Source organism: Streptomyces sp. SID5469, from assembly GCF_009862865.1.
In the GTDB taxonomy this organism is placed as follows: Bacteria; Actinomycetota; Actinomycetes; order Streptomycetales; family Streptomycetaceae; genus Streptomyces; species Streptomyces avermitilis.
The window spans coordinates 8,376,617-8,398,905 of the sequence record NZ_WWIN01000001.1 but is presented as its reverse complement, the minus strand read 5'-3'; the positions used below and the strand labels follow the sequence as shown (position 1 = coordinate 8,398,905).

Here is a 22,289-nt window from a genome sequence, read left to right as displayed (position 1 = left end):
GGAAGAGGGGACGGCCATGACGCACAAGGCGCTGATCACGGGCATCGGCGGCAAGGATCCGAAGGTGGATCAGGAGGCGTTCACGGCGCCCACGTCCGTGGTGATCGGCGAGGTGACGCTGCACGCGGGCGCGAGCCTCTGGTACGGCGCGGTGCTGCGCGCCGACTGCGGTCCGATCGTCGTCGGCGCGGACAGCAACATCCAGGACAACTGCACGCTCCACGTCGACCCCGGCTTTCCGATCTCCATCGGCGAGCGGGTCTCGGTCGGACACAACGCCGTGGTGCACGGCGCCACGGTGGAGGACGACTGTCTGGTCGGGATGGGCGCCACCGTCCTCAACGGGGCCGTGATCGGCGCGGGTTCCCTGGTCGCGGCGCAGGCGCTGGTCCCACAGGGCATGCGGGTGCCCCCGGGCTCGCTCGTCGCGGGCGTACCCGCGAAGGTCAAGCGGCCGCTGACCGACGAGGAGCGCGAGGGCATCAAGCTGAACGGCACGTACTACGTCGAACTGGCGAAGTCGCACCGCGCGGTGCACGCGCAGGAGGACTGAGCGTCAGTCCGCGGCCGGGACGGTCTCCGGCTCGGCCGCCTCCCGCTCGGCCGCGGCCTTCTTGGCCTTCCGCTTGATGACGAGCATCGAGGCGAGGCCGATCAGCACGGCCGCGACCAGGCCGAGATAGGAGAAGCGCTTGAGCCAGGACTCGGCGACGACACCGACGTAGTAGATGACGGCGGTGGTGCCGCCGGCCCAGATGATGCCGCCGAGGACGTTGGCGATCAGGAACTTCCAGTACGGCATCCGCAGCACACCGGCGAGCGGGCCCGCGAAGATCCGGAGCAGGGCGACGAAGCGGCCGAAGAAGACGGCCCACATGCCCCACTTCTCGAAGGACCGTTCGGCGGTCGCGATATGCCCTTCGCCGAAGTGCCTGGGGAACTTGTTGCCGAGCCAGGCGAGCAGCGGCCGTCCGCCCTTGCGGCCGATGGCGTAGCCGATGGAGTCACCGACCACGGCACCAACCGTGGCGCAGATGCCGAGGATCACCGGATTGATGCCGCCGTGCTGCGAGGACAGCAGCGCGGCCGAGATCAGGACGATCTCGCCGGGCAGCGGGATGCCCAGGCTCTCCAGGCCGATGACCAGGCCCACCAGCGCGTAGATGCTGACCGCGGGCACCGTCTCGAGCCATTCCTGGACGTGCAACGCCGCTTCCTCCCGTTTCGCTGTACGTGAGTCTGGTGCCGGCCGGGCGTGACCCCCCGGCGTTCGCTCCCCCTGGTGCGCATGTGTGCGCACGCCGGGAAGCCTACCCGCTCGGCGTACGACGGCGGAGTCCCGCGGCTCGCCCCCTGCTCCCGTGGATTCGACGCCCCTCACCCGACCGGTCACGCCCGTCGGCCGCGGGCGATTCGTGCGGCGCATTCGAGCCGACCGAAAGAGAAAACCGGCGTCTTCAAAATCCCCGTATCGGCCGCCGACGGGCCGAAGAGCACCCGGAACGGGCCGGGGAATATGCGCATGGCGCAGTCGCCCTGAAGAATTCACACGAGCAGTTGATTATTCAATGTCACCGCTGCCATACTCCGCTTTCGGCCTGGTCTCCACCCCGGACAGGGCCGCCTCGGCCGCCACAAAGCCGCCCGGCCGACGGAATTCACGAACTCCCCACAAAGTCCGCACAAGCGCCTGACTTCGGCGAACAGAAGTGTCCGTCGGCCATTTCCCCCGGGAAAAAGATGACCACGGCTCATCTCTGTTCTGTTCCGCGCCGAAGGGGAATGGCCATGGCTCGACAGAGCCGGGCGTGCGGCATAAAGCAGTGAAGAAGGTGCGACATGTCCTGGCACTCCGTACCACAAGACAGTCTTCGTCCACCGCCCCCCGCCGACCCGGAACTCCTGCCCACACAGGCGATACACGACCACCCCGAATTCCGTGCCATGCGCCGCGCTCACCGAAGCTTCGGGGCCAGGGCGGCGACGCTCGGCGTGGGCGGCTATCTGCTGTACGTCCTGCTGTCCGGCTTCGCCCCCGGTGCGCTGAACCAGCCGCTGGCGGGCCGTATGACTGTCGGCCTCGCTCTCGGCCTCGTGCAGTTCGTCGTCCTGGCCCTGGTCGCATGGCGCCACACGGTGCACATGCGCAGGCGCGTCGACCCGGTGGCGCGCGGCCTGCGCGCCCAGCTGGACCGGCGCCGGGCCGAGCAGCCCCCTCTCCCCGGCCCGCGGCGGTACCGCTCGTGGTGACCGACTCCGCCGCTGCCGTCTTCTCCTCCGGTGTCGTCGTCTCCTCCGGTGTGATCGACGAGTTCACCCTGCGGCTCACGCTCGTACTCTTCGTCTCGGTCGTCGTGGTGACGCTGTTCGCGGCGCTGCTGACGGCCCCACAGCGCGACGAGATCAGCGAGTTCTACCTGGGCAACCGGAACATGTCCCCGCTGCGCAACGGCCTCGCGATGTGCGGGGACTATGTGTCGGCCGCGACCCTGCTGGGCAGCACCGGCCTGGTCGCCCTCACCGGCTACGACGGCCTGCTCTACCTCGGCGGGACGACCGTCGCGTGGGTCCTGGTCCTGCTGGTGATCGCCGAACCCCTGCGCAACTCCGGCAGGTTCACGCTCGGCGACACCCTCGCCCTGCGTCTGCCGCACCACCAGCGGCCGGTCCGGCTGGCGCTGGCCGTCACCACCCTCGTCGTCACCACCCTCTACCTCGTGGCCCAGCTCGTCGGCAGCGTCGCCCTGCTGACACAGTTCGTGGGCGAGCCCAGCGGCACCACCCGCACCCTGTGCGTGGTCGCCATCGGCACCGTCGTCGTGGTGTACGCCTCCCTCGGCGGCATGCCCGGCGCGACCTTCATCCAGGTCGTCAAGGCGGTGATGCTCGTGTCCGGAGTGGCGATCACGGCCTTCATGGTGCTGCACCACTACCGCTGGAACGTCGACGCGCTCCTCGCGGCCGCCGCGGACAACAGCGGAGTCGGCGAGCGCTTCCTGGCGTCGGGACTGCGCTACGGGGGCGGGACGACCAGCAAGCTGGACTTCTTCAGCCTGCAACTGGCGATCGTGCTGGGCCTCGCCGCCCTCCCCCACGTGGCGATGCGGCTCCTGGCACCGCGCACCGGCCGGGTCCTGCGCGCCTCGGTCGTCTGGGCCATGGGCCTGGTCGGGTTCGTCTGCCTGGCGGCGGGCGTACTCGGTCTGGGCGCCACGGCCGTCGTGGGCCGGGACGCCATCGCGAGGATCGACCCGAAGGGCGACGCGGCCGTGCTGCTGCTCGCCCAGTCCCTCGGCGGCGGTGTCCTGACCGCGCTGATCTCCAGCCTGGCCTTCGTCACCCTGCTGGCGGTCGCGGCCGGGCTCACCCTCGCCGCGGCCTCCTCGCTCGCCCACGACCTCTACGGCCAGGTGATCCGCAAGGGCCGGGCCACCCAGGCGGAGGAACTGGGCGTCGCCCGGCTGTCCGGCGTGGTCGTCGGTGTCCTCGGCATGCTGCTCGCCCTGGTGTCCTGGGAGATCAGCACGGCCACACTGGCGTTCCTCGCCTTCGCCATCGCCGCCTCGGCCATCCTGCCGGTCCTGGTCTACAGCCTGTTCTGGCGGCGCTTCACCGGGCGGGGCGCGCTGCTCAGCCTCTACGGCGGACTGATCTGCTCCGTGCTCCTGGTGGTGTTCTCCCCCGTGGTGTCCTCCACACCGGCCTCCCTCTACCCCGATGTGGACTTCGCCTGGTTCCCGCTGCAGAACCCCGGCATCGTCTCGATCCCGGCAGGCTTTCTCCTCGGCTGGCTGGGCAGTGTTCCGGGCCGGCACCAGGACTCCGCCCGCTACGCCGACTTCGAAGTGCGCGCCCTCGTCGGCACCGACCACGAATGACCGCAGGACGCTCCGCGAAAGGACCAACCCCCCATGCACAGGCGCACGTCGAAGAAGTGGCCGCGCGTCGTGGCCGCGGGAGTCACCGCCACGGCCTTCCTCGTCCTCTTCGGCTCCACCGGACACGCCACGCCCACCGCCGGGCCCGTCTCCTCCGCGCCCGCCCCGGCCACCACCGCACTGGACCCCACCGCCTACCGGTGGAAGAACGCGCACGGCACCCGGGAACTCGACGGGCACGGCTATTTCAAGCGCTCCTGCGTCTCCTTCGCCGCCTGGGCGATCCGCGCCGACGGCCACCCCCACACCGAGTCCCCCGACTTTCTGGGTGACGCCGGGCACTGGAGGGGCGCCGCCACCAGCTCCGTGCCCCACGTCGGCGACATCGCGCAGTGGGACCCCGGCGTGCACGGCACCGGCCGCCGGGGCCATGTGGCGTACGTCGCCGCGGTGCGCGACGACGGCCGGGTCACGCTGTACGAGTACAACTACCGCAGCGAGTTCAACGACCAGCGGCCCGACGTCCTCAGCGTCCGCGCCGCCGCGGCTTCCGACGCCAGCCGGTATCTGCGGTTCTGAACGCGGACGACCGCGGTACGGCGAGGGGCCCGGCCGGGGCGTACCCCCCGGCCGGGCCCCCGGCTCGACTGCGGACCGGCCTCAGCCGTTGGGGCGCAGGGTCCACACGACGGTCATCTCGCCGGTCACGGCGCCGTCCGCGCGCTGGATGGCGATGTGGACGGGGAACTCGGGGCGCCGGCCGGCGTCGAGTTCGGCCACCACCTCGGTGGCGGGGCGACCGAGCGTGGCGGTGGCGGTGACCGGCCCCATCGCGAGCTTCTTGTACGCGATCTCGGCGCTGACGGCGAGCGGTACGGCGCGCGCGAGCTGCTCCCCGAACGCGGCCAGCACGATCGCCCCGCTCGCCGACTCGCCCAGCGTGAACATCGCTCCGGCGTGCGGCCCGCCGACGTGGTTGTGATAGTCGCTCTGGTCCGGCAGGGCCACCACTGCCTTCTCCGGCGAGGTCTCCAGGAACTCGAGGTTCAGGGTCCTGGCCATCGGCACGGTGGCGGCGAGCATCTCGCCGATCGACATCTGGTCTGCGCTCATGAACCGCATGTTACCCACGAGTAGCCAACCTTGACCAGGTCCTGTCGCGGGCCGCCGTATCGTTACGGCCCATGTGGCCAGGAGAGCAGCCGCCCGGGGGCGGGCAGAATCCGCAGCAGCCGCCGGCGGACGCGGCGCAGCCGAATCCGTACCAGCAGCCCGGATACCACCAGACGAATCCGTATGAGCAACAGCCGCAGCCGCAGCCGTGGAACGCCCCCACGCAGCCGGCGGGTGCGCCGGTGCCTGCGCCTGCGGGCGGCGGGAACCGGACCAAGGTCGTCGCGATCGTCGCGGCGGCGGCCGTCGTGATCGCCGCCGCGGTCACGGGATTCGTCCTGCTCGGCGGAGGCAAGGACGACAGGGCGGACCCCGACCCCACGAAGTCCGGTTCCCCGCGGCCCAGTTCGAGCGACCCGCGCGGCGCGGACACCGACCGGGCCACGATCAAGGGCTGGAAGGTCGTGAAGAACCCGCAGCGGCACATCGCGTTCGACGTGCCGGCCCAGTGGGCCCTCAAGGCGAGCAGCTGGGTCACGTACGTGTCGGAGAACGACGACCCCGACGACACGCCCCTCATCGGCATGTCCGCTCCGGCGTACCTCGAGGAGCAGTGGTGCGGCTCCGACGACGACAGGGACGGCACCAAGGAGTACGCACCGCTCGCCGGCGCCGGGAGCCGCCGCAGCAACGGCGCGAAGACGCCCGCGGAAGCCGCCCGCGACGACGCGGCGACCTGGGTCTACGGCGCCTATACCCAGCCGGACAAGAAGCTGGTCACGTCCGGTGCGGTGGAGTCGTACACGACCAAGTCCGGCATCACGGGCAGTCTGGCCACCGCGTCGTCGTCGGGTGTGGAGAAATCGAAAAAATGCAGGACCGACGGCAAGGCCACGGTGTTCGCCTTCAAGGACGACGCCGGTGACATCGTGTCGTGGGCGTTCTTCGGCGCCAGGGGCGTATCCGACGAGGTACCGGACGCGACGGTGAAGCGGATCCTCGGCACCGTCCGCCTCTACAAGGACCCGTCGGACTCCTGATCCGGTACCTGTCCGACGAGGGGCAGTGACCTGAACGTGTCACAGACGGCACTAGTGTTACTGCCCATGTGGCCAGGACAGCAGCCGCCCGGGGGCGAGCAGAACCCGCAGGACCAGAACCCCTACCAGCAGCCGGGGTACCAGCAGCCGAATCCGTACCAGCAGCCTGAATACCAGCAGCCGCCCGGATTCCAGCAGCCGAACGCCTACCCGCAGCAGCCCGGTCAGCCGGGGCAGCCGGGGTGGGGCACCCCGGCACCCGCGGGCGCGCCGCAGTCACCCGGCGGCGGTGGCGGCGGTGGCGGAAACCGGACCAAGGTCGTCGCGATCGTCGCGGCCACGGCCGTGGTCGTGGCCGCTGGTGTCACCGGTTTCCTGGTCCTGGGCAACAAGAAGGACGACAAGGCTGACGGCGGCAAGGACGCGAAGGCCTCGGGGAGCGCGTCCAAGGACCCGAGTCCGTCCGTCTCCGCCGACAACCCGCGCGGCGGCGACGACGAGAAGCCGACCATCAAGGGCTGGAAGGTCGTCGTCAACCCCAAGTGGGGCACGGCGTTCGACGTGCCGGCGGACTGGGAAGTGCAGTCGCCCGGCGTGTTCATCGCCTTCGAGGACGAGTCGGGCGAGAGCACCAAGCCCCTCGTCACCATGACCGGTACCGCCGTCCTCAAAGAGCAGTGGTGCTCGTCCGACGAGGACAAGGACGGCAGGACCGAGGACACGTCCCTTGCGGCGGCGGGCACCAAGGGCGCCAACGGCGCCAAGAACACCGACGAGGTCGCCGTGAACCAGGTGGCCTGGTGGGTGTACGGCGGTTACACGCAGCCCGACAAGAAGAGCCTGACCTTCGACGAGAAGGCGAAGCCGTACAAGACGGCGGCGGGCATCGAGGGCAGCATCGCCTGGGCCCGTTCCAAGAACACGCCCCGGAAGGGGAAGTGCGCGAGCGACGGCAAGGCCATCACCTTCGGGTTCAAGAACTCCGCGGGTGACTACGTCGCGTGGAACTTCTTCGGAGCCACGGGCGTGAACGAGGAAGTCCCCGACGCGACGATCATGAAGGTCCTCAGCACCGTGCGACTGCACGGCGACCCGTCGGAGAGCTGAGCCGCGTGCCGTTGCCGGGTGCCCTGTCCTTCGCACTGCGCGAACGGCCGTGGCACCCGGCCGGGCAGATGCCGTGGCACCCGGCCGGGCAGATGCCGTGGCACCCGGCCGGGCAGGTGGTTCGGCACCCGGCCGGGCAATTGGTTTGGCAGGCCCGGTGCGGTCCGGCGATAGTCGGCCGGTGACCTCTGCCGCCGACTCCGCCGGACGCCCTCGCCGCACACGCCGCCCTCGCCGCCCCGACTGGGCGGACCGCAACTACACCCTGCTGGCCGCCGCCGCGGTCGTCACGAACCTGGGCAGCCACGGCGCCCTGATCGCGGCCGCGTTCGCGGTGCTCGACACGGGCGGCGACGGAGGCGACGTCGGACTGGTGGCGGCGGCGCGCACGCTGCCCCTGGTGCTCTTCCTGCTGATCGGGGGCGCGGTCGCCGACCGGCTGCCGCGACACCGCGTGATGGTCGCGGCCAACGCCCTCAACTTCCTCTCGCAGGGCGCCTTCGCGGCACTCGTCCTCGGCGGCGAACCGCGCCTGTGGCAGATGATGCTGCTGGCCGCGCTCGGCGGCACCGGACAGGCGTTCTTCAGCCCGGCGGCCGAGGGCATGCTGATGTCCTCGGTCAGCGGCGAGCAGGCGAGCAGGGCCTTCGCCCTCTTCCGGATGGCGATGCAGGGAGCGGCTCTCGGCGGCGCGGCCCTCGGCGGGGCGATGGTCGCCGCGATCGGTCCCGGCTGGGTGCTCGCCGTGGACGCGGTGGCGTTCGCGGTCGCCGGCTCGCTGCGGTCCTTCCTCGATGTGAGCCACATTCCGCCGCGCGAGCCGGGCGGCGGACTGCTGGCCGATCTGCGCGACGGCCGACGGGAGTTCACCGGCCGGCCCTGGCTGTGGACGATCGTCGCGCAGTTCTCCGTGGTGGTCGCGGTGGTCGGCGCCGCCGAGTCGGTGTACGGCCCGCTGGTCGCCCGCGACAGCCTGGGCGGCGCGGGGCCCTGGGGTCTGGCCCTGGGTGCTTTCGGGGCGGGCACGGTCGGCGGCGCGCTGCTGATGACGCGCTGGAAACCCCGCCGGCTGCTGCTCGCGGGCACCCTCTGCGTCTTCCCACTGGCCGCGCCCTCCGCCGCGCTGGCGGTGCCCCTGCCGGTGGGCGGCCTGTGCGCGGTCATGTTCGTGACCGGCGTGGCCATCGAGGTCTTCGGCGTTTCCTGGATGACCGCGCTCCATCAGGAGATCCCCGAGGAGAAGCTCTCCCGCGTCTCCGCGTACGACTGGTTCGGCTCCGTCGCCATGGTCCCCCTCGCCACGGCGCTGGCGGGACCGGCGGAACGGGCCGTCGGGCGTACGACCGCGCTGTGGGGCTGCGCGACGCTGGTCGTGGTGGTCACCGTGGCGGTGCTGTTCGTGCCGGACGTACGGAATCTGACGCGCCGGACGAAGGCGGTGGCGCAGGAAGTGCCGGAGAGCGGGGCGGCCGACGCCGGGCGCGGGTCAGCCGATGCCGAAGGCTCCGTCGGGCGGCTCGGGTGACGGTACGGCGTTCTCGTCGTGCACGGGCTCGGCGGCGCCCATGAAGTCCCGGAGCGCGGCGCCGTGTTCGACCCGGGCGGGGAAGGCGTCGGAGGCGGTGCGGCGGGCGAGGGTGGCCGTGTCGAGCGGACGGTGGGAGGCGAGGAGCACGGCGTTGCCGAAGCGGCGGCCGCGCAGGACGGCGGGTTCGGCGATGACGGCGAGCTCCCCGAAGACCGTCGCGAACGTGGCCAGTTGGGACCGCAGAAAGGCGAAGGGCGCCGCGTCGGCGAGGTTGGCGAGGTAGACGCCGCCGTCGCGCAGTGCCCGCTCGGCGGCGCGCGCGTACGCCACCGACGTCAGGTGCGCCGGGACGCGTGAGCCGCCGAAGACGTCGGCGATCACGACATCGGCGGAGTCGGGCACGGCTGCTTCCAGCCAGGCGCGGGCGTCGGCGCGGTGCAGCGCGATCCCGGCGTCGGCGGGCAGGGGCAGCTGCTCGACGACGAGGTCCAGCAGGCCGTGGTCGGCCTCGATCACGTCCTGCCGCGATCCCGGCCGGGTGGCGGCGAGATAGCGCGGCAGGGTGAGCGCGCCCCCGCCGAGATGCAGCACGTCCAGGGCCCGCCCCGGCTCGGCGACCGTGTCCAGCGCATGGCCGAGCCGCCGCGCGTACTCGAACTCCAGATGCGTCGGCGCGTCCAGATCGACATACGACTGCGGGGCCCCGTCGACGGTCAGCAGCCAGGCCCGCCGCCGGTCGACGTCGGGCATCAGCTTGGCGGTCCCGTGATCCACGTCCCGTGTCACGGGTATCGGCTCGTCCACGGGTCCATTGTGCCGGGCCGCGGGCGCCGGCCGTCCGGGCGGACCTCCGGACGGCCGGCCGAACGGAACGGGCGACCGAGCGGAACGGGCGGCCGAACGGAACGGGCGGCGGCCCGCGCGCCACCGCCCGTCGCCGACACCCCCGGTCAGTCCACGGTCAGTCCTCCACGGTCGTCACCGTGCCGGCACCGACCGTCCGGCCGCCCTCACGGATCGCGAAGCCGAGGCCGGGCTCCAGCGGGACGTCACGCCCCAGGGAGACCGTCATCGTGACCGTGTCGCCGGGCCGGGCGACCGCCGTCTCGCCGAGGTCGACGTCGCCGACCACGTCCGCGGTGCGGATGTAGAACTGCGGCCGGTAGCCGGTGGCGACCGGGGTCGTACGACCGCCCTCGCGCGTCGACAGGACGTACACCCGGGCGGAGAAGCGGCGGCTGGGTACGACGCTGCCGGGCGCCGCCACGATGTGCCCGCGGCGCACCGCGTCACGCGGCACCCCGCGCAGCAGCAGCGCCACGTTGTCCCCGGCCTGCGCCTCCTCCATGGGCTTGCCGAAGGTCTCCAGGCCGGTCACCACCGTCTCCACGGAGGCGCCGAGCACGTCGACGCGGTCGCCGACACGGATCGTGCCGCGCTCGACGGCTCCCGTGACGACCGTTCCCCGGCCGGTGATCGTGAGCACGTTCTCGACCGGCAACAGGAACGGCGCGTCGACGTACCGCTCGGGCATGGGCACATAGGTGTCCACGGCGTCCAGCAGTGCGTCGATCGCCGCCGTCCACCGGGGGTCCCCCTCGAGGGCCTTCAGCCCGGAGACGCGTACGACCGGTACGGAGTCGCCCCCGTAGCCGTGCGCGGTGAGCAGTTCGCGGACCTCCAGCTCGACCAGGTCGGTCAGCTCCTCGTCGCCCGCGTCGGCCTTGTTCAGGGCGACGACGATGTGGTCGACGCCCACCTGCCGGGCGAGCAGCACGTGTTCGGCGGTCTGCGGCATGATCCCGTCGAGCGCGGAGACGACGAGGATCGCCCCGTCGAGCTGCGCGGCGCCGGTGACCATGTTCTTGACGTAGTCGGCATGGCCCGGCATGTCCACGTGCGCGTAGTGCCGGGTGTCCGTCTCGTACTCGACGTGCGCGATGTTGATGGTGATGCCGCGGGCCGCCTCCTCCGGCGCCCGGTCGATGCGGTCGAACGGGACGAACGTGCCGGAGCCGCGCTCGGCGAGGACCTTGGTGATGGCGGCGGTCAGGGTGGTCTTGCCGTGGTCGACGTGACCCATGGTGCCGATGTTCAGGTGCGGTTTGGTGCGCACGTAAGCCGTCTTGGGCATGGCTGTACCTCGAAGCCTCTTCAGTGTCAGCGGAGCTGAGTGATGGCCCCGGCGCGGAGAGCGGCCGGGACGGGGACCCCAAGGACCTGCCGACCCTCCCCCTGCGGGGTCCGCCGGACGATCCGGGAAGGGTCAGCTTCGGGCGCCGTCGACAGCGGCCGCGATGATCGGGACGGCAGCCTTCGGCGCATCCGCGACTGCGGATGCTGCGAGGAGGAAGGCGTACCGGAACATGTTGTAGATCATCGTCGACGGATCCGGCCGCGTCGAATGGTTTTTGTACGGGGTGAGTTCAGGGATACCCAGAGGGGCGGACGGGGCCGGAGATGTGCGAGACACCCCCACGGCAGCCCGGAAAGGCGGCGCCGACGTAAGGGGTACGCGCGGCCGGCGCGCACGTCGCGCACCCAACGTTCCCCATCCTGTGACGCCCGTGAGACGAACCATACGGCGATCACACACATGGGTCGGTTAGTGTCACCGAATGCTCGATGCCACCACCCGCTCTGGGGGCACCGCCACGGCCACTCCCCGGGCCACCGCCACAGACCTCACCGTCGCCACGGCCGCCGCCGCGGCCGGCGTCACGGCCCCTGGGGCCGCCGTCGCCGTACCGACGGGCTTCACCGCCCGCTGCACGAGAGTGCTCCTCTCGCCGTGGTCGCGGCTGTCCCTGCTGGTGGCGCTGCTCGCGGCGGCCGCGTCGAGCGTGCTGCTGTTCGAGCCGCAGAAGCTGCTGGCCCATGGCTGGCCGCCCCAGCTCGGCGGCGCCGCGGCGGCCGTGGTGTTCGCGGTGGCGTACGGGCTGTGCACGGTCGCGTTCGTGCCACGGCCGCTGCTCAACCTCGCGGCGGGCGCCCTCTTCGGCTCGCAGTGGGGCACGGGTACCGCACTCGCGGGTACGGTGCTCGGCGCCGGGGTCGCCTTCGGCCTCGGCCGGATGCTCGGGCAGGACGCGCTCCGCCCGCTGCTGCGGGGGCGCTGGCTGAAGGCGGTGGACGGACAGCTGAGCAGGCACGCCTTCCGCTCGATGATGGCGGCCCGGCTGTTTCCCGGCGTGCCGTTCTGGGCGGCCAACTACTGCGCCGCCGTCTCCCGGATGCGCTGGGTCCCGTTCCTCGTCGCGACGGCGCTCGGCTCCATTCCGAATACCGCCGCGTACGCCGTCGCCGGCGCCCGTGCCTCGAGGCCGACCTCGCCCGCCTTCCTGATCGCGATGGGCTTCATCGCCGTGCCGGCCCTGGTCGGGGCGGTGGTGGCCTGGCGCAAGCGCCACCACCTGCGCGGCAACTGACCGGTCAGACGGTCTCCAGCACCATCGCGTTCGCGAGCCCGCCCGCCTCGCACATCGTCTGGAGGGCGTAGCGGGCTCCACGCGCGCGCATGGCGTGCACCAGCGTGGTCGTCAGACGCGTACCGCTCGCACCCAGCGGGTGCCCGATCGCGATCGCGCCACCGTGGACGTTCACCCGGCTCAGGTCGGCTCCCGTCTCCTGCCGCCAGGCCAGGACGACACTGGAGAAGGCCTCGTTGACCTCGAAGAGGTCGATGTCGTCGATCGTGAGTCCCGCCTTGCGGAGCACCTTCTCGGTGGCCGGGACGACTCCCGTGAGCATCAGCAGCGGGTCGGAGCCGGTGACGGCGAAGCTGTGCAGACGGGCGATCGGGCGCAGCCCGAGGCGGGCCGCGGTCTCGCTCGAGGTGATGAGCACGGCCGACGCGCCGTCGTTGACGGGGCTCGCGTTGCCCGCGGTGACGTTCCACTCGATGCCCGGGAAGCGCTCGGCGAAGTTCGGGTCGTAGTAGGCGGGTTTGAGTCCGGCGAGGATCTCGGTGGTGCTGGCGGGCCGTACGCACTCGTCGCGCCTCACCCCCTCCAGCGGCGTGACCTCGGCGTCGAACAGACCGCCCGCCCAGGCCGCGGCCGCCTTCTGGTGCGAGGACACCGCGAAGGCGTCCATCTGGTCCCGGGTGATGGACCACTTGGCGGCGATCAGTTCGGCGCTGATGCCCTGCGGGACCAGGCCCTCGGGATAGCGCCGGGCGACTCCGGGCCCGAAGGGGTCCTGGCCGGCCGGCACGTTCGACCACATCGGGACGCGGCTCATGGACTCGACACCGCAGGCGACCACCAGGTCGTACGCCCCGGACATGACGCCCTGCGCCGCGAAGTGCACGGCCTGCTGCGAGGAGCCGCACTGGCGGTCCACCGTGGTCGCGGGCACCGTCTCCGGGAAGCCCGCCGACAGGACGGCGTAGCGGGTGGTGTTCATGGCCTGCTCGCCGACCTGGTCGACGGTGCCGCCGATGACGTCGTCGATCAGTGCCGGGTCGACTCCGGAGCGCTCGACGAGGGTGCGCAGCGTGTGCGCGAGCAGTTCGACGGGGTGGACGTGGGCAAGGGAGCCGTTCGGCTTGCCCTTGCCGATGGGGGTGCGTACGGCTTCGACGATGACGGCATCACGCATGGTGCGGGCCTCCTTGGCCGGCCATGGTCCCTACGGGCGATGACCGATTGGTCCTGGCTACTTGGTCCTGGCTACTTGGTCCCCGGCTGTCGGGCCCTGGGCTATATGTCCCGGCTACCAGTGAGTAGGAAATCTGGACCCACCATAGCGCCGAGGGTTGGAAAAACAAACCCTCCCCTAGACTGGGTTCATGGCCGCCACCAAAGACCCGCGCCCCTGCTCGATCGCCGACACCCTGGCGCTCGTGGGCGAGAAGTACTCGCTGCTCGTCCTGCGCGAGGTGTGCCTCGGCAACGGGCGCTTCGACCAGCTCGTACGCAACATCGGCGCCCCGCGCGACATCCTGGCCACGCGTCTGAGGCGGCTGGTCGACGCGGGCATGCTGAAGAAGACCGTCTACAGCGAGCGCCCGCAGCGCTTCGAGTACCGGCCCACCGAGGCGGGTCTGGAACTGGAACCGGTCCTGATGACGCTCATGGCCTGGGGCGACCGGCATCTGCGCAAGGACGACGACCGCCCCATGGTGATCGAGCACATCTGCGGCAATGAACTGATTCCGCTCGTGACCTGCTCGGTCTGCGGTGAGGAGGTCCACCACGAGGACCTGACGGCGCACCCGCAGGCGCCGGGCTGGACGGTGAAGGGGCCGGCGGCGGCGTAAGGAAAAGGCGTAAGGAGAAGCGGCTGTCGGGGAGCCCCCAAAAAAGGAGGGGGGCTCCCCGACAGCCGCTCTGGAACTAGGACGTCCCCTGGTAGACGTCGAGCCGCCCGCACATCCCGAACCTGCCGTACGTGGAAGGCTGTTCGGCGCGTACGAGGGCGTCCGCGAGATGGGACGCGTCGCCGTGCTCCAACCGGTCCAGCTGGTCCCCGGTGGCCGCGGTGGCAGCCTCGGCCCCGCGCCGCCACCGCTCGCGCCACGCGGCGACACGCGGCCGCACCAGAGCGGCCGCGGCCCGGTGGAACGCGGCGAGCGGCTCGGGCCCGTCGGCGTCGCGCAGCGCGCGGTAGCCGCGCACGGCGAGGTCGCGCCGGGCCAGGGCGACCCGCGCCTGCTCCTCTTCGGACGCGTCGGCCGGGATGACGGTCGCGGCGGCGTACGTCCCGGGATCGGTGAGGTACTCCGGAGGCAGCGTGAGCACCGCGTCTCCGGCCTCCGGCAAGCCGTTGTTCTGCATGAGGACGGTGATGCGCAGATCGTCCTCGTTGACGAGCCGGTGGATGGTGCCGGGCGTGAACCACGCGACCGTTCCGGGCGCGAGGGGTGTGACCTCGTACCCGGACGTCGTCAGCGTCTGCACCGCGCCGCGGCCGCCGGTGACGACGTACGCCTCCGAACAGGTCAGATGCATATGGGGAGTTCCGCCGCACACTCCGTCGACCGCGGGCCAGTCGTAGACGGACAGGTGCGAGACGGCGACCGCCCCGGGCAGCCCGGTGAACACTCCCGGCAGTCCGGCGAATTCCCCCGGCAGTCCGGCGAATTCCCCCGGGCTCACCACGGGTGCTCCTGAAGGTACTTGGCGACCTCCTCGCGCTCCCAGGCGCCGTCGGCCACGACGACCCGGTAGCGACGGGTGAGCGTATCGCCGGGCCCCAGCTCCAGCTCGTCGTGGAACGCCCACGAGGGAGCGACAGCCGCGAAGGGCTCGTTGCGCACGAACCAGTGGGCGGGGTGCGCTCCTTGGGAGCCGTCATGGTCGTTCTCGGGGGCATGCGCGAACACGAGCGTGGCGTGTCCGTCGGCGCCATCGTGTTCGCCCGAGTACGCGAGCCAGGGCGCCTGCCGCCCCATCAGCTCGTGCCCTTCGGAGTCGGGTCCGATGATCCGGCCGTCCCGGAAGGCTCGCGGGCCGCGCCAGAAGAGGCCCGTGTATCCCGCCAGTTCACGCCCGGCGGTGGTCGGGCTGCCGAAGAGCAGCGGTTCGTCCCGCCGGTTGGTGACGGCGCTGGTCCAGGTCAGCGCCCACGAACCGGACTCGGGGTCGACGTCGTGCACCTCCACACGACGCTCCTCCTCGGCCCACAGCTCGCCGCTGTACGGGTGCCAGGTGAGCCGCTCGGCGATCACGGCACGGGCACCGTCGGCGTCGACCGCGTCAAAGCCGACGTGCGCCATCGACCCGACCCGCTCCGGGAGCGCGAGATACCCCTTTCCATGAACGTATGTGTTGCCGCCCCACAGGTTCTGCCCGGACAGATGCGAGGCCGTCATCTGGAGGCCCTTGTGCCAGCGGTGGTCGTTGGGCCGGTAGTCGGTGACGACGTCACCGGCGAGCGTCCGGAGGGGATGCAGATACGGCTTCGGAGCCTCCCAGGCCGCCTCGGGAGCGTAGACATAGCTCAGCAGATCGACGCCGGTGGACCGTTCGGTGATCGTGATGCGGTCACCGTGGGCGTGCACGATGCGCAGACCGGTGGCCTCGCTCATGCCGGCACCTCCTTGCTCGATGCGGAGTCGTTCACGGTGGATCCGGTTCCAGCGGGCCGGCTTCCGGCGGACTGGCTGTCGGCAGACTGGCTGCCGGTGAACCCGACGGGCGCCCAGCCCGGCGCGCCCCCGTGCAGAGCCGTGTAATAGGGGTCTCCCGGGCCGATCGCCCCGGCCCGCACGGTCGTATCGGTGAACGCCGACTTGTACAGGGCGGTGATCAGCTCGAGGCTGGTCCGCCCGTCCGCGCCGCTGCTGCGCGGACGCGCCTGGGCCCGCATGCTCGCGACCAGTTCCCGCAGTTGCGCCAGGTGTGAGCTCGGCACGTCCGCGCCGAAGTCACGCCAGGCCGCGGCCTCCTCCTCCGGCACGTCGGGAGCGGGCGTGATGCGCCAGTTGGCGTTGCTGTGGCCGTAGAGGTGGGTCAGCTCGACGGTGGCGCGCTCGCAGTCGATGCGGATCCGGCTGACCTCGTCCGGACTCAGAACGCTGTTGACCACGGTGGCCATCGCGCCGTTCTCGAAGCGTACGAGGGCGGTCGAGACGTCCTCCGTCTCCACGTCGTGGACCAGGCGTCCGGCCATCGCCCGCACTTCGCTCCACGGCCCGAGCAGATCGAGGAGGAGATCCATCTGGTGGATGCCGTGCCCCATCGCGGGGCCGCCGCCCTCGGTCTGCCAGCGTCCGCGCCACGGCACGGCGTAGTAGGCGGTGTTGCGGTACCAGGTGGTCTGGCAGTGCGCCACGAGCGGCCGCCCCAGGGCCTGTTCGGCGAGCAGCCGCCGGACGTGCCGGGCGCCCGAGCCGAAGCGGTGCTGGAACACGATCGCGGCGTACGGACCGCCGTCCGTGCCCTCCTGCGACTCGATGGCGTCGAAGTCCGCCAGCGTCGGGACGGGCGGCTTCTCGCACCACACCCAGGCACCGGCCCGCAGCGCGGCGAGGGTCTGTTCGCGGTGCAGGGTGGGCGGGGTGCAGATGGAGACCAGGTCGGGCCGCTGCTCCTGGAGCATCCGGTCGAGGTCGGTGTACGCGTGCGGGATGCCGTGCTCCGCGCAGAACGCGGTGATCGCGTCGGCGTTGATGTCGACCGCGGCGACGATCTCCGTCTCGCCCTCCTCGGCGAGCGTGGCGAGCGCGGGCAGATGGCTGCCGCCCCCGATGGCACCCGTGCCGATGAGGGCGGCCCTGATCCGGCGGCCGGCGAGCGGGGCCGCCGGGCGGTTCGGGTACGGGGTGGGGTTCGGCCTCGAGTCCGGGGGCGAGGAGGGTTCCGGGCTGGTTGCGTCGCGTGCTGTGGGCGTGGACGTGTCGTGAGCCGTGGACGTGGACGTGTCGTGAGCCGTGGACGTGGGCGCGGTGCGGGCTGTGGACGCGGACGCGGTGTTGGCTGTGGACGTGGACGCGGTGCGGGCTGTGGGCATGGACGTGATCAGCACTCCATCGACGTGACGTCAGACGCTGGCCAAGGGCCTGTCGGCTCCGGGGCACCCGGAGACAGCAAGCGCTTTCTCTCCTCGCTGCAACGTATGTGTCGTTCGAGCGGCCGGTCAACACCGCGGACGCGGGCGTTCCACGGTCCGGACAACGTCGGCCGCCGGCACCGGATCGCCCTGCCCGGCGGCCAACCGCCAAACCCCTGTGGCCGGGCTGTCATCCGGGGACGCTACGCTGCCCCACAACACACTTGATCACCGCCCGCGTCGGCGCGGCGTGTCCGTCGCCCCTCCTCGATCAGCGCTTGGACCACATAACTCCATGTCTTGGTTTGAATCCCTCATCCTCGGACTCGTCCAGGGGCTGACCGAGTTCCTTCCCGTCTCCTCCAGCGCGCATCTGCGGCTGACGGCGGCCTTCGCCGGCTGGGAGGACCCGGGAGCGGCTTTCACCGCGATCACCCAGATCGGCACGGAAGCCGCGGTGCTGATCTACTTCCGCAAGGACATCGCGCGCATCATCTCGGCGTGGTTCCGCTCCCTGGTGAACAAGGAGATGCGGCACGACCACGACGCGCAGATGGGCTGGCTGGTGATCGTCGGCTCGATCCCGATCGGCGTGCTCGGCGTGACGCTCAAGGACCAGATCGAGGGCCCGTTCCGCGATCTGCGGATCACCGCGACCATGCTGATCGTCATGGGCGTGATCCTGGGCATAGCCGACCGGCTCGCGGCGCGTGACGAGACGGGCGGCAAGCACCGCGCGGCGAAGGAGCGCAAGAAGCTCCAGGACCTGAACATCAGGGACGGTCTGGTCTTCGGCGCCTGCCAGGCGATGGCCCTGATCCCGGGCGTCTCCCGCTCGGGCGCCACGATCAGCGGCGGTCTGCTCATCGGCTACACCCGTGAGTCCGCGGCCCGTTACTCGTTCCTCCTCGCCATCCCCGCCGTCCTCGCCTCCGGCGTGTTCGAGCTCAAGGACGCGGCCGCGAGCGGACATGTCGCGTGGGGACCGACGGTCTTCGCCACGGTCATCGCGTTCGTGTCCGGTTACGCCGTCATCGCGTGGTTCATGAAGTTCATCTCCAACAAGAGCTTCATGCCGTTCGTCTGGTATCGCATCGCGCTCGGCATCGCCATCATCGCGCTGGTCGCGACGGGTGCGCTCAGCCCGCACGCGGCGGAGTCGGCGGGCTGACGCGGGAGAGCCGCACGGAGGCCACGGACGGCTGCCGCCCCCGCGATCACCACGTGATCACTCGTGCCGGTGGGTTCAGGACCCACCGTGACCAACCACATACGGTGCGAGTAGCCGACCGGTAGCGCAGTGTCAGTCCTTGCCCCTAGGCTTGTGCGCATGTCCCCCGACTCCATGACCCCTGGTTCCGTGCGGTCTGCGGCCGCGTTAAACGAGCAGATCCGCGCGCTGTGGATGCGCGCGGGCGGCTCACTGTCGGCGCAGGAGCGGGCGGAGTACGAGCTGTTGGTCGTGGAATGGGCCGAGGCGATACGCGGAGAGGTCATCGAGGCGGCCTGAGCCCCGGGCGGCGACGATCCACAGGGACAGTGGACGCACGACGCCGACCGACGGGGACAGCGGACGCACACATCCCGCACAGGCCTCCACCGGATCCCGCGTGGCATACACCCGCTCCAACCGCCGTGCGCGCCCAGCGTGCGGCAGCGCCGAACCCTTGTGGCAGGCGGCTGAGCAGATCCTGCTGACTGATGCGCGACGTGACCTCTGTCCGCCTCGCGGTCTCCGCGCGTGACCTCGCGAACACGGTGCCGCTGCTGCCGGCCGGTGGGTTCGTCACCCAGGCCGTGGCGGACGGTGGCATCGTTGCGCGGCGCGGGGGCACCACGATCCGATTCGACGCCGTTCCGCGCGACCAGGTGGGCTTGCGGCAGGTCGAGCTGTCGCTCAACCGGCCCGTGGAGTACCGGCACGAGGAACGGCTCGGCCGGTCGACCCTCGTCGTCGGCCCGGGCGCCCGCGCCGTGTGGACTTTCGGCACCGCGGAGTAACGGACTTGCGGCTGCCATCCTTCAGGTCGGCGGAATGTCGGTGCTGCACCGGACGACGTTGCCCGGACCGACAGTGCGGTCCCCGTCGCCCGGCCGAGACGCCGACATCCAGCGGGAGGTGTGCGACGAGGCATCCCGCTTGCCGGAGAAACTCGTGAACGTCACGTCGTGACACGCACTCCCTGTCCGGAACTGCCCGGAACTGCCCGGAACGGCGCGGCACACGCCGGTCAGACCCATGACAACCGCCGCTCTCCGCCCTTCGAGCGAAGCATTCGTGTCGCCGCTCATCGAGCCGACGACGGCCCGTTAAGCTCGCGCCGCCACACAAGTTCCGATCTTCACGGAGGGCAGGACAGCGAGGATCAATCGCGAGCGCCTGGTCAGGACACTGACGTTCTGGCTGCGCCCTGCCTTCGCACTGCGGGTCATCAACCGGTTTCAGAAGATCGTGGGTTTCGACCGCTCGATGGCTCTGGCATCCAGTGCTCTCACCACCCTGCTCCCGCTCGCAGTCCTCGGCGGCACCGTCGTGAGCAGTTTCGCGCACTACGACGCGGCGGAGCGGGTCATCAAGCGCTACGGCCTGACCGGAGCAGGCGCCGAGGCAGTCGAGTCCCTCTTCTCCCCCGCCCAGCACACAAGCGCGAGCGTGGGCATCTTCGGAGTCGTCTTCCTGACCATCTCGGTACTGAGCTTCGCGCGAGCCACGCAGCGGCTCTTCGAGCAGACATGGGAGCTCAAGCCGCTCAGCATGCGCAATACGCGCAACGGGTTGTGGTGGATCCTCACACTCGGCGGCTACACGGTGGTCACCGGGTGGCTCTCCGCCGTCTTGGGCGGGGGCCGGCTGGGTCTGGCGGCCCTGGTGTGCGACGTACCGGTGACCGCCGCTTTCCTCGTCTGGAGCGGCTGGATCCTGTCCGCGAAGCGGATCAACCGGCCGGACCTGCTCCCCTTCGGCATCGCAGCGGCCCTCCTGGAGGCGGCCTACTCCGTGGGCACGACCGTCTACCTACCGCGCCTCTTCAACTCCTACGCCGCACGATACGGAGCGCTCGGTGCCGTCTTCGCGATGATCTCGGCCCTCTTCGGGGGGATGCTCGTCATCGTCGCGTCGGCGGCACTGGGCCGAGAGGTACGCGACGAGCTCACCCGGATCCGCCACGGCCACCGCCCGTCCGACCATGACGTCCGCCGCCAATGGGACAGCGTGGTCGAACAGACGCGGTCACGTTGGCGTACCGCACGGGAACAGGTCTCTCACCGCCGCCCCAAGGACGCGAACCGTCGCGACCGTTCCAAGGCATAGACGCCCCCGCTCGACCCGCGCCGGCCGCCAGCGCCGAGCTGGACTGAACTGAACTGAGTTCACGTGGTGATCATTGCCAGGACGCCGTCGGCATCATGACGTGCTGCCTGACGAGCTCGTACGACCTCAACCGGTCGGCCAGCGCGTAGATGGGCGTCACCAGCATGAGTTCGTCCGCACCCGTCAGGTCCACCAGGTCCGTCAGGTGCTTCGCCACGGTCTCGGGTGAGCCGTGTGCCTGTTGGGCACGGAAGGCCGTCAGCGCCTGCGCCTCTTCCGCGGTGAACGAGTGGGTCGCCGCCTCTTCGGGCGTGGGGAAGGGGATGTCGCCTCGCCCCTTGAGGAGTCCGGCCTTGACGACATCCATCGGACCGGCGAGCCGGGCCGCCTCCTCCTGCGTCTCGGCGCATACCGTTTCCACGCAGATCAGCACGCGCGGGCGCTCGCACCAACGGGAGGGGGAGAAACGCTCTCGGTAGTGGCTGAGCGCGGCCAGGGTGTTGTCAGGGCGAATGTGATGGGCGAAGGCGATCGGCAGTCCGAGTTCCGCAGCGAGCGCGGCACCGGCCGTGCTCGAGGACAGCAGCCATGGCTCCGGGAGCGGGCCGAGCGCGACCTCGTCCACCAAGAAACCCAGAGTCGATGACACATCGTCGCGGTACTCGACGTCCGTTGTCGGACCGGCCCCACGGCGCAGGGCCCGCGCCGTGGAATCGTCGAAGGTACCCGGCCCACGGCCCATGCCCAGGTCGATCCGGCCCGCGTGCAGTGCGGACAGCGTGCCGAACTGCTCCGCCAGCATGATCGGAGCGTGGTTGGGAGCGAGAACGCCCCCGGAGCCGAGCCGGATGGACGACGTCAACGCGGCCGCGTGGGCGGTCAGGACGACGGGCGGGAACGCTCCGATGGCCGGGGAATGGTGATGCTCGGCGTACCAGAGTCGCAGGTAGCCGAGGTCTTCGAGGCGCAGGGCGAACTCGGTGGTGTCTCGTAACGTGTCTGCGGCTCGGGCGCCCGCTTGGACCATGGCCACTTCGAGCGCGCTGAGCGGAACGGTGATCATCCGGTCAGTATAGGAATCGTCCACCAGTGCCAACCCCCGCTGCGCGCAAGGCGGACCGGCCGCTACGCGGGCCACGAACGCCGGGTCCGCCAGCGACTCGTCGTCCCCGCGGCCGATTGTCACGGCACACCCCTTGGCTGGACACCCTCCGTCGCCAACACTGAGCCGATGACGCAGCGCGTGGAGCTCGCAACCGTGATGGACCGCCTCGGCATCGACGAACTGATCACCGAATACGCGGTGGCCGTGGACGACGGCGACTGGGAGGCGTACCGAGGGCTGTTCACGGCGGACGGGCGCGCCGACTACCGCTCGGCCGGCGGGATCGAGGGCGACGCCCGGCAGGTCGCCGCGTGGCTCGCCGAGAACATGCGGCTGTTCCCGATGCGGCAGCACCTGATCGTGAACCGACGGGTGCGGTTCGGCGTACGGGAACAGGACATCGGCGACACGGCGCGGGTCCAGGCCGACTACGTCAATCCGATGCGCTTCGCCGGATCCGACGGCGGCCCGGACGGCGGCTCGGGCGAACCGGACTTCGTCTGCGGGGGCCGGTACGCGTTCGCGTTCGCGCGCACGTATGACGGCTGGCGGCTGCGCGAGGTGGTCGTCCAGGAGAAGTGGCGCCGCATGCAACCGGCGCGCGAGGGGAACGCGACCCCCTGAGCGCCCCCTCGCCACGCTCCGACGCCCCCTGTCGGAGATCGTCCCCGGCGAGCACACTGGAGGCACTCCCTGGGGAAGGAGATGC

General features: G+C 70.9%; 22 protein-coding genes and 1 pseudogene. 14 read left to right on the top strand and 9 right to left on the bottom strand.

What is annotated here, in order from left to right; translation table 11 throughout:
* The first annotated feature begins 16 nt into the window (after positions 1 to 16).
* Positions 17 to 553, top strand: a complete 537-nt coding sequence (locus tag GTY58_RS41430) for a gamma carbonic anhydrase family protein (RefSeq protein WP_010988433.1) — start codon at positions 17 to 19, stop codon at positions 551 to 553.
* A 3-nt stretch (positions 554 to 556) separates the two neighbouring features.
* Here the strand turns inward: GTY58_RS41430 and GTY58_RS36535 are convergent, their stop codons facing one another.
* Positions 557 to 1,207, bottom strand: coding sequence for a DedA family protein (locus tag GTY58_RS36535; RefSeq protein WP_010988432.1), 651 nt, complete (start codon positions 1,205 to 1,207; stop codon positions 557 to 559).
* A 632-nt stretch (positions 1,208 to 1,839) separates the two neighbouring features.
* Here GTY58_RS36535 and GTY58_RS36530 point away from each other — a divergent pair.
* Genes GTY58_RS36530 through GTY58_RS36520 form a run of 3 tightly spaced genes read left to right on the top strand, consistent with a single transcriptional unit; the run spans position 1,840 to position 4,457 of the window.
* Complete coding sequence (locus GTY58_RS36530; RefSeq protein ID WP_010988431.1) at positions 1,840 to 2,250, top strand: DUF485 domain-containing protein; 411 nt, start codon at positions 1,840 to 1,842, stop codon at positions 2,248 to 2,250.
* On the top strand, positions 2,244 to 3,878 hold the full coding sequence (locus GTY58_RS36525) for a cation acetate symporter (protein ID WP_179121686.1): 1,635 nt from the start codon (positions 2,244 to 2,246) through the stop codon (positions 3,876 to 3,878). Before GTY58_RS36530 ends, GTY58_RS36525 begins: the two co-directional genes overlap by 7 nt.
* 33 nt (positions 3,879 to 3,911) lie before the next feature.
* Positions 3,912 to 4,457: a CHAP domain-containing protein gene (locus GTY58_RS36520; protein ID WP_010988429.1), complete on the top strand. Its 546-nt coding sequence runs from the start codon at positions 3,912 to 3,914 to the stop codon at positions 4,455 to 4,457.
* A gap of 81 nt (positions 4,458 to 4,538) precedes the next feature.
* On the opposite strand, the gene GTY58_RS36515 is transcribed toward GTY58_RS36520, so the two are convergent.
* Positions 4,539 to 4,976: a DUF4442 domain-containing protein gene (locus GTY58_RS36515; protein WP_010988428.1), complete on the bottom strand. Its 438-nt coding sequence runs from the start codon at positions 4,974 to 4,976 to the stop codon at positions 4,539 to 4,541.
* An 86-nt stretch (positions 4,977 to 5,062) separates the two neighbouring features.
* Here GTY58_RS36515 and GTY58_RS36510 point away from each other — a divergent pair, with 86 nt between their 5' ends.
* The 3 genes from GTY58_RS36510 (at position 5,063) to GTY58_RS36500 (ending at position 8,663) form a co-directional block, all read left to right on the top strand.
* Positions 5,063 to 6,031, top strand: a complete 969-nt coding sequence (locus tag GTY58_RS36510) for a hypothetical protein (RefSeq protein ID WP_010988427.1) — start codon at positions 5,063 to 5,065, stop codon at positions 6,029 to 6,031.
* 66 nt (positions 6,032 to 6,097) lie between these two features.
* The gene (locus GTY58_RS36505) at positions 6,098 to 7,138 is read left to right on the top strand and encodes a membrane protein (RefSeq protein ID WP_010988426.1); all 1,041 of its coding nucleotides are present in this window, start codon (positions 6,098 to 6,100) and stop codon (positions 7,136 to 7,138) included.
* 181 nt (positions 7,139 to 7,319) lie between these two features.
* On the top strand, positions 7,320 to 8,663 hold the full coding sequence (locus GTY58_RS36500) for an MFS transporter (protein WP_010988425.1): 1,344 nt from the start codon (positions 7,320 to 7,322) through the stop codon (positions 8,661 to 8,663).
* On the opposite strand, the gene GTY58_RS36495 is transcribed toward GTY58_RS36500, so the two are convergent.
* Both GTY58_RS36495 and tuf read right to left on the bottom strand, forming a co-directional pair.
* Complete coding sequence (locus GTY58_RS36495) at positions 8,625 to 9,470, bottom strand: fused MFS/spermidine synthase (protein ID WP_010988424.1); 846 nt, start codon at positions 9,468 to 9,470, stop codon at positions 8,625 to 8,627. The two genes, GTY58_RS36500 and GTY58_RS36495, sit on opposite strands and share 39 nt — an antisense overlap.
* Before the next feature lie 157 nt (positions 9,471 to 9,627).
* Positions 9,628 to 10,800 carry an elongation factor Tu gene (tuf, locus tag GTY58_RS36490; RefSeq protein WP_010988423.1) on the bottom strand — a complete coding sequence of 391 codons (1,173 nt, stop codon included), beginning with the start codon at positions 10,798 to 10,800 and terminating at the stop codon, positions 9,628 to 9,630.
* Positions 10,801 to 11,284: 484 nt separating this feature from the next.
* Here tuf and GTY58_RS36485 point away from each other — a divergent pair, with 484 nt between their 5' ends.
* Positions 11,285 to 12,094, top strand: a complete 810-nt coding sequence (locus GTY58_RS36485; RefSeq protein ID WP_010988422.1) for a VTT domain-containing protein — start codon at positions 11,285 to 11,287, stop codon at positions 12,092 to 12,094.
* Between the two features lie 4 nt (positions 12,095 to 12,098).
* On the opposite strand, the gene GTY58_RS36480 is transcribed toward GTY58_RS36485, so the two are convergent.
* Positions 12,099 to 13,268 (bottom strand): thiolase family protein, encoded by a 1,170-nt coding sequence (locus GTY58_RS36480; protein ID WP_010988421.1) that lies wholly within the window; start codon positions 13,266 to 13,268, stop codon positions 12,099 to 12,101.
* A 190-nt stretch (positions 13,269 to 13,458) separates the two neighbouring features.
* On the opposite strand from GTY58_RS36480, the gene GTY58_RS36475 reads away from it, so the two are divergent.
* Positions 13,459 to 13,929: a helix-turn-helix domain-containing protein gene (locus GTY58_RS36475; RefSeq protein WP_010988420.1), complete on the top strand. Its 471-nt coding sequence runs from the start codon at positions 13,459 to 13,461 to the stop codon at positions 13,927 to 13,929.
* 76 nt (positions 13,930 to 14,005) lie between these two features.
* Here GTY58_RS36475 and GTY58_RS36470 read toward each other — a convergent pair whose 3' ends face one another.
* From GTY58_RS36470 to GTY58_RS36460, 3 genes are all read right to left on the bottom strand, one after another.
* A complete protein-coding gene (locus GTY58_RS36470; protein WP_237529769.1) occupies positions 14,006 to 14,620 on the bottom strand; it encodes a cupin in 615 nt (204 codons plus the stop codon).
* 143 nt (positions 14,621 to 14,763) lie between these two features.
* A complete protein-coding gene (locus tag GTY58_RS36465) occupies positions 14,764 to 15,699 on the bottom strand; it encodes a PmoA family protein (RefSeq protein WP_010988418.1) in 936 nt (311 codons plus the stop codon).
* Positions 15,696 to 17,123: a Gfo/Idh/MocA family oxidoreductase gene (locus GTY58_RS36460; protein ID WP_202497563.1), complete on the bottom strand. Its 1,428-nt coding sequence runs from the start codon at positions 17,121 to 17,123 to the stop codon at positions 15,696 to 15,698. The genes GTY58_RS36465 and GTY58_RS36460 overlap by 4 nt, the downstream gene beginning before the upstream one ends.
* Positions 17,124 to 17,457: 334 nt before the next feature.
* Here GTY58_RS36460 and GTY58_RS36455 point away from each other — a divergent pair, with 334 nt between their 5' ends.
* The 4 genes and pseudogenes from GTY58_RS36455 to GTY58_RS36440 all read left to right on the top strand — a co-directional run bounded on the left by GTY58_RS36455 (position 17,458) and on the right by GTY58_RS36440 (position 20,475).
* Positions 17,458 to 18,333, top strand: a complete 876-nt coding sequence (locus GTY58_RS36455; RefSeq protein WP_010988416.1) for an undecaprenyl-diphosphate phosphatase — start codon at positions 17,458 to 17,460, stop codon at positions 18,331 to 18,333.
* Between the two features lie 159 nt (positions 18,334 to 18,492).
* Positions 18,493 to 18,672 carry a hypothetical protein gene (locus tag GTY58_RS36450; protein ID WP_048894395.1) on the top strand — a complete coding sequence of 60 codons (180 nt, stop codon included), beginning with the start codon at positions 18,493 to 18,495 and terminating at the stop codon, positions 18,670 to 18,672.
* A gap of 188 nt (positions 18,673 to 18,860) precedes the next feature.
* A pseudogene (locus tag GTY58_RS36445) lies at positions 18,861 to 19,163 on the top strand (DUF5829 family protein); the annotation flags it as partial.
* Positions 19,164 to 19,632: 469 nt separating this feature from the next.
* Positions 19,633 to 20,475, top strand: a complete 843-nt coding sequence (locus GTY58_RS36440) for a hypothetical protein (protein ID WP_063774022.1) — start codon at positions 19,633 to 19,635, stop codon at positions 20,473 to 20,475.
* Positions 20,476 to 20,545: 70 nt separating this feature from the next.
* Here the strand turns inward: GTY58_RS36440 and GTY58_RS36435 are convergent, their stop codons facing one another.
* Positions 20,546 to 21,538 carry an LLM class flavin-dependent oxidoreductase gene (locus GTY58_RS36435; protein WP_037647006.1) on the bottom strand — a complete coding sequence of 331 codons (993 nt, stop codon included), beginning with the start codon at positions 21,536 to 21,538 and terminating at the stop codon, positions 20,546 to 20,548.
* A 168-nt stretch (positions 21,539 to 21,706) separates the two neighbouring features.
* Here GTY58_RS36435 and GTY58_RS36430 point away from each other — a divergent pair, with 168 nt between their 5' ends.
* The gene (locus GTY58_RS36430; protein ID WP_037647005.1) at positions 21,707 to 22,204 is read left to right on the top strand and encodes a nuclear transport factor 2 family protein; all 498 of its coding nucleotides are present in this window, start codon (positions 21,707 to 21,709) and stop codon (positions 22,202 to 22,204) included.
* The last annotated feature ends 85 nt before the right edge of the window (positions 22,205 to 22,289 follow it).

Bases quoted from the DNA above. Each gene is read 5' to 3' on its own strand.
- GTY58_RS36435 (WP_037647006.1), bottom strand. From the start codon at position 21,538: ATGATCACCGTTCCGCTCAGCGCGCTCGAAGTGGCCATGGTCCAAGCG.
- GTY58_RS36485 (WP_010988422.1), top strand. From the start codon at position 11,285: ATGCTCGATGCCACCACCCGCTCTGGGGGCACCGCCACGGCCACTCCC.
- GTY58_RS36430 (WP_037647005.1), top strand. From the start codon at position 21,707: ATGACGCAGCGCGTGGAGCTCGCAACCGTGATGGACCGCCTCGGCATC.
- GTY58_RS36450 (WP_048894395.1), top strand. From the start codon at position 18,493: ATGTCCCCCGACTCCATGACCCCTGGTTCCGTGCGGTCTGCGGCCGCG.
- GTY58_RS36475 (WP_010988420.1), top strand. From the start codon at position 13,459: ATGGCCGCCACCAAAGACCCGCGCCCCTGCTCGATCGCCGACACCCTG.
- GTY58_RS36515 (WP_010988428.1), bottom strand. From the start codon at position 4,976: ATGTCGATCGGCGAGATGCTCGCCGCCACCGTGCCGATGGCCAGGACC.
- tuf (WP_010988423.1), bottom strand. From the start codon at position 10,800: ATGCCCAAGACGGCTTACGTGCGCACCAAACCGCACCTGAACATCGGC.
- GTY58_RS36465 (WP_010988418.1), bottom strand. From the start codon at position 15,699: ATGAGCGAGGCCACCGGTCTGCGCATCGTGCACGCCCACGGTGACCGC.
- GTY58_RS36455 (WP_010988416.1), top strand. From the start codon at position 17,458: ATGTCTTGGTTTGAATCCCTCATCCTCGGACTCGTCCAGGGGCTGACC.
- GTY58_RS36440 (WP_063774022.1), top strand. From the start codon at position 19,633: ATGGCTCTGGCATCCAGTGCTCTCACCACCCTGCTCCCGCTCGCAGTC.
- GTY58_RS36520 (WP_010988429.1), top strand. From the start codon at position 3,912: ATGCACAGGCGCACGTCGAAGAAGTGGCCGCGCGTCGTGGCCGCGGGA.
- GTY58_RS36510 (WP_010988427.1), top strand. From the start codon at position 5,063: ATGTGGCCAGGAGAGCAGCCGCCCGGGGGCGGGCAGAATCCGCAGCAG.
- GTY58_RS36460 (WP_202497563.1), bottom strand. From the start codon at position 17,123: ATGCCCACAGCCCGCACCGCGTCCACGTCCACAGCCAACACCGCGTCC.
- GTY58_RS36530 (WP_010988431.1), top strand. From the start codon at position 1,840: ATGTCCTGGCACTCCGTACCACAAGACAGTCTTCGTCCACCGCCCCCC.
- GTY58_RS36480 (WP_010988421.1), bottom strand. From the start codon at position 13,268: ATGCGTGATGCCGTCATCGTCGAAGCCGTACGCACCCCCATCGGCAAG.
- GTY58_RS36505 (WP_010988426.1), top strand. From the start codon at position 6,098: ATGTGGCCAGGACAGCAGCCGCCCGGGGGCGAGCAGAACCCGCAGGAC.
- GTY58_RS36470 (WP_237529769.1), bottom strand. From the start codon at position 14,620: ATGCATCTGACCTGTTCGGAGGCGTACGTCGTCACCGGCGGCCGCGGC.
- GTY58_RS41430 (WP_010988433.1), top strand. From the start codon at position 17: ATGACGCACAAGGCGCTGATCACGGGCATCGGCGGCAAGGATCCGAAG.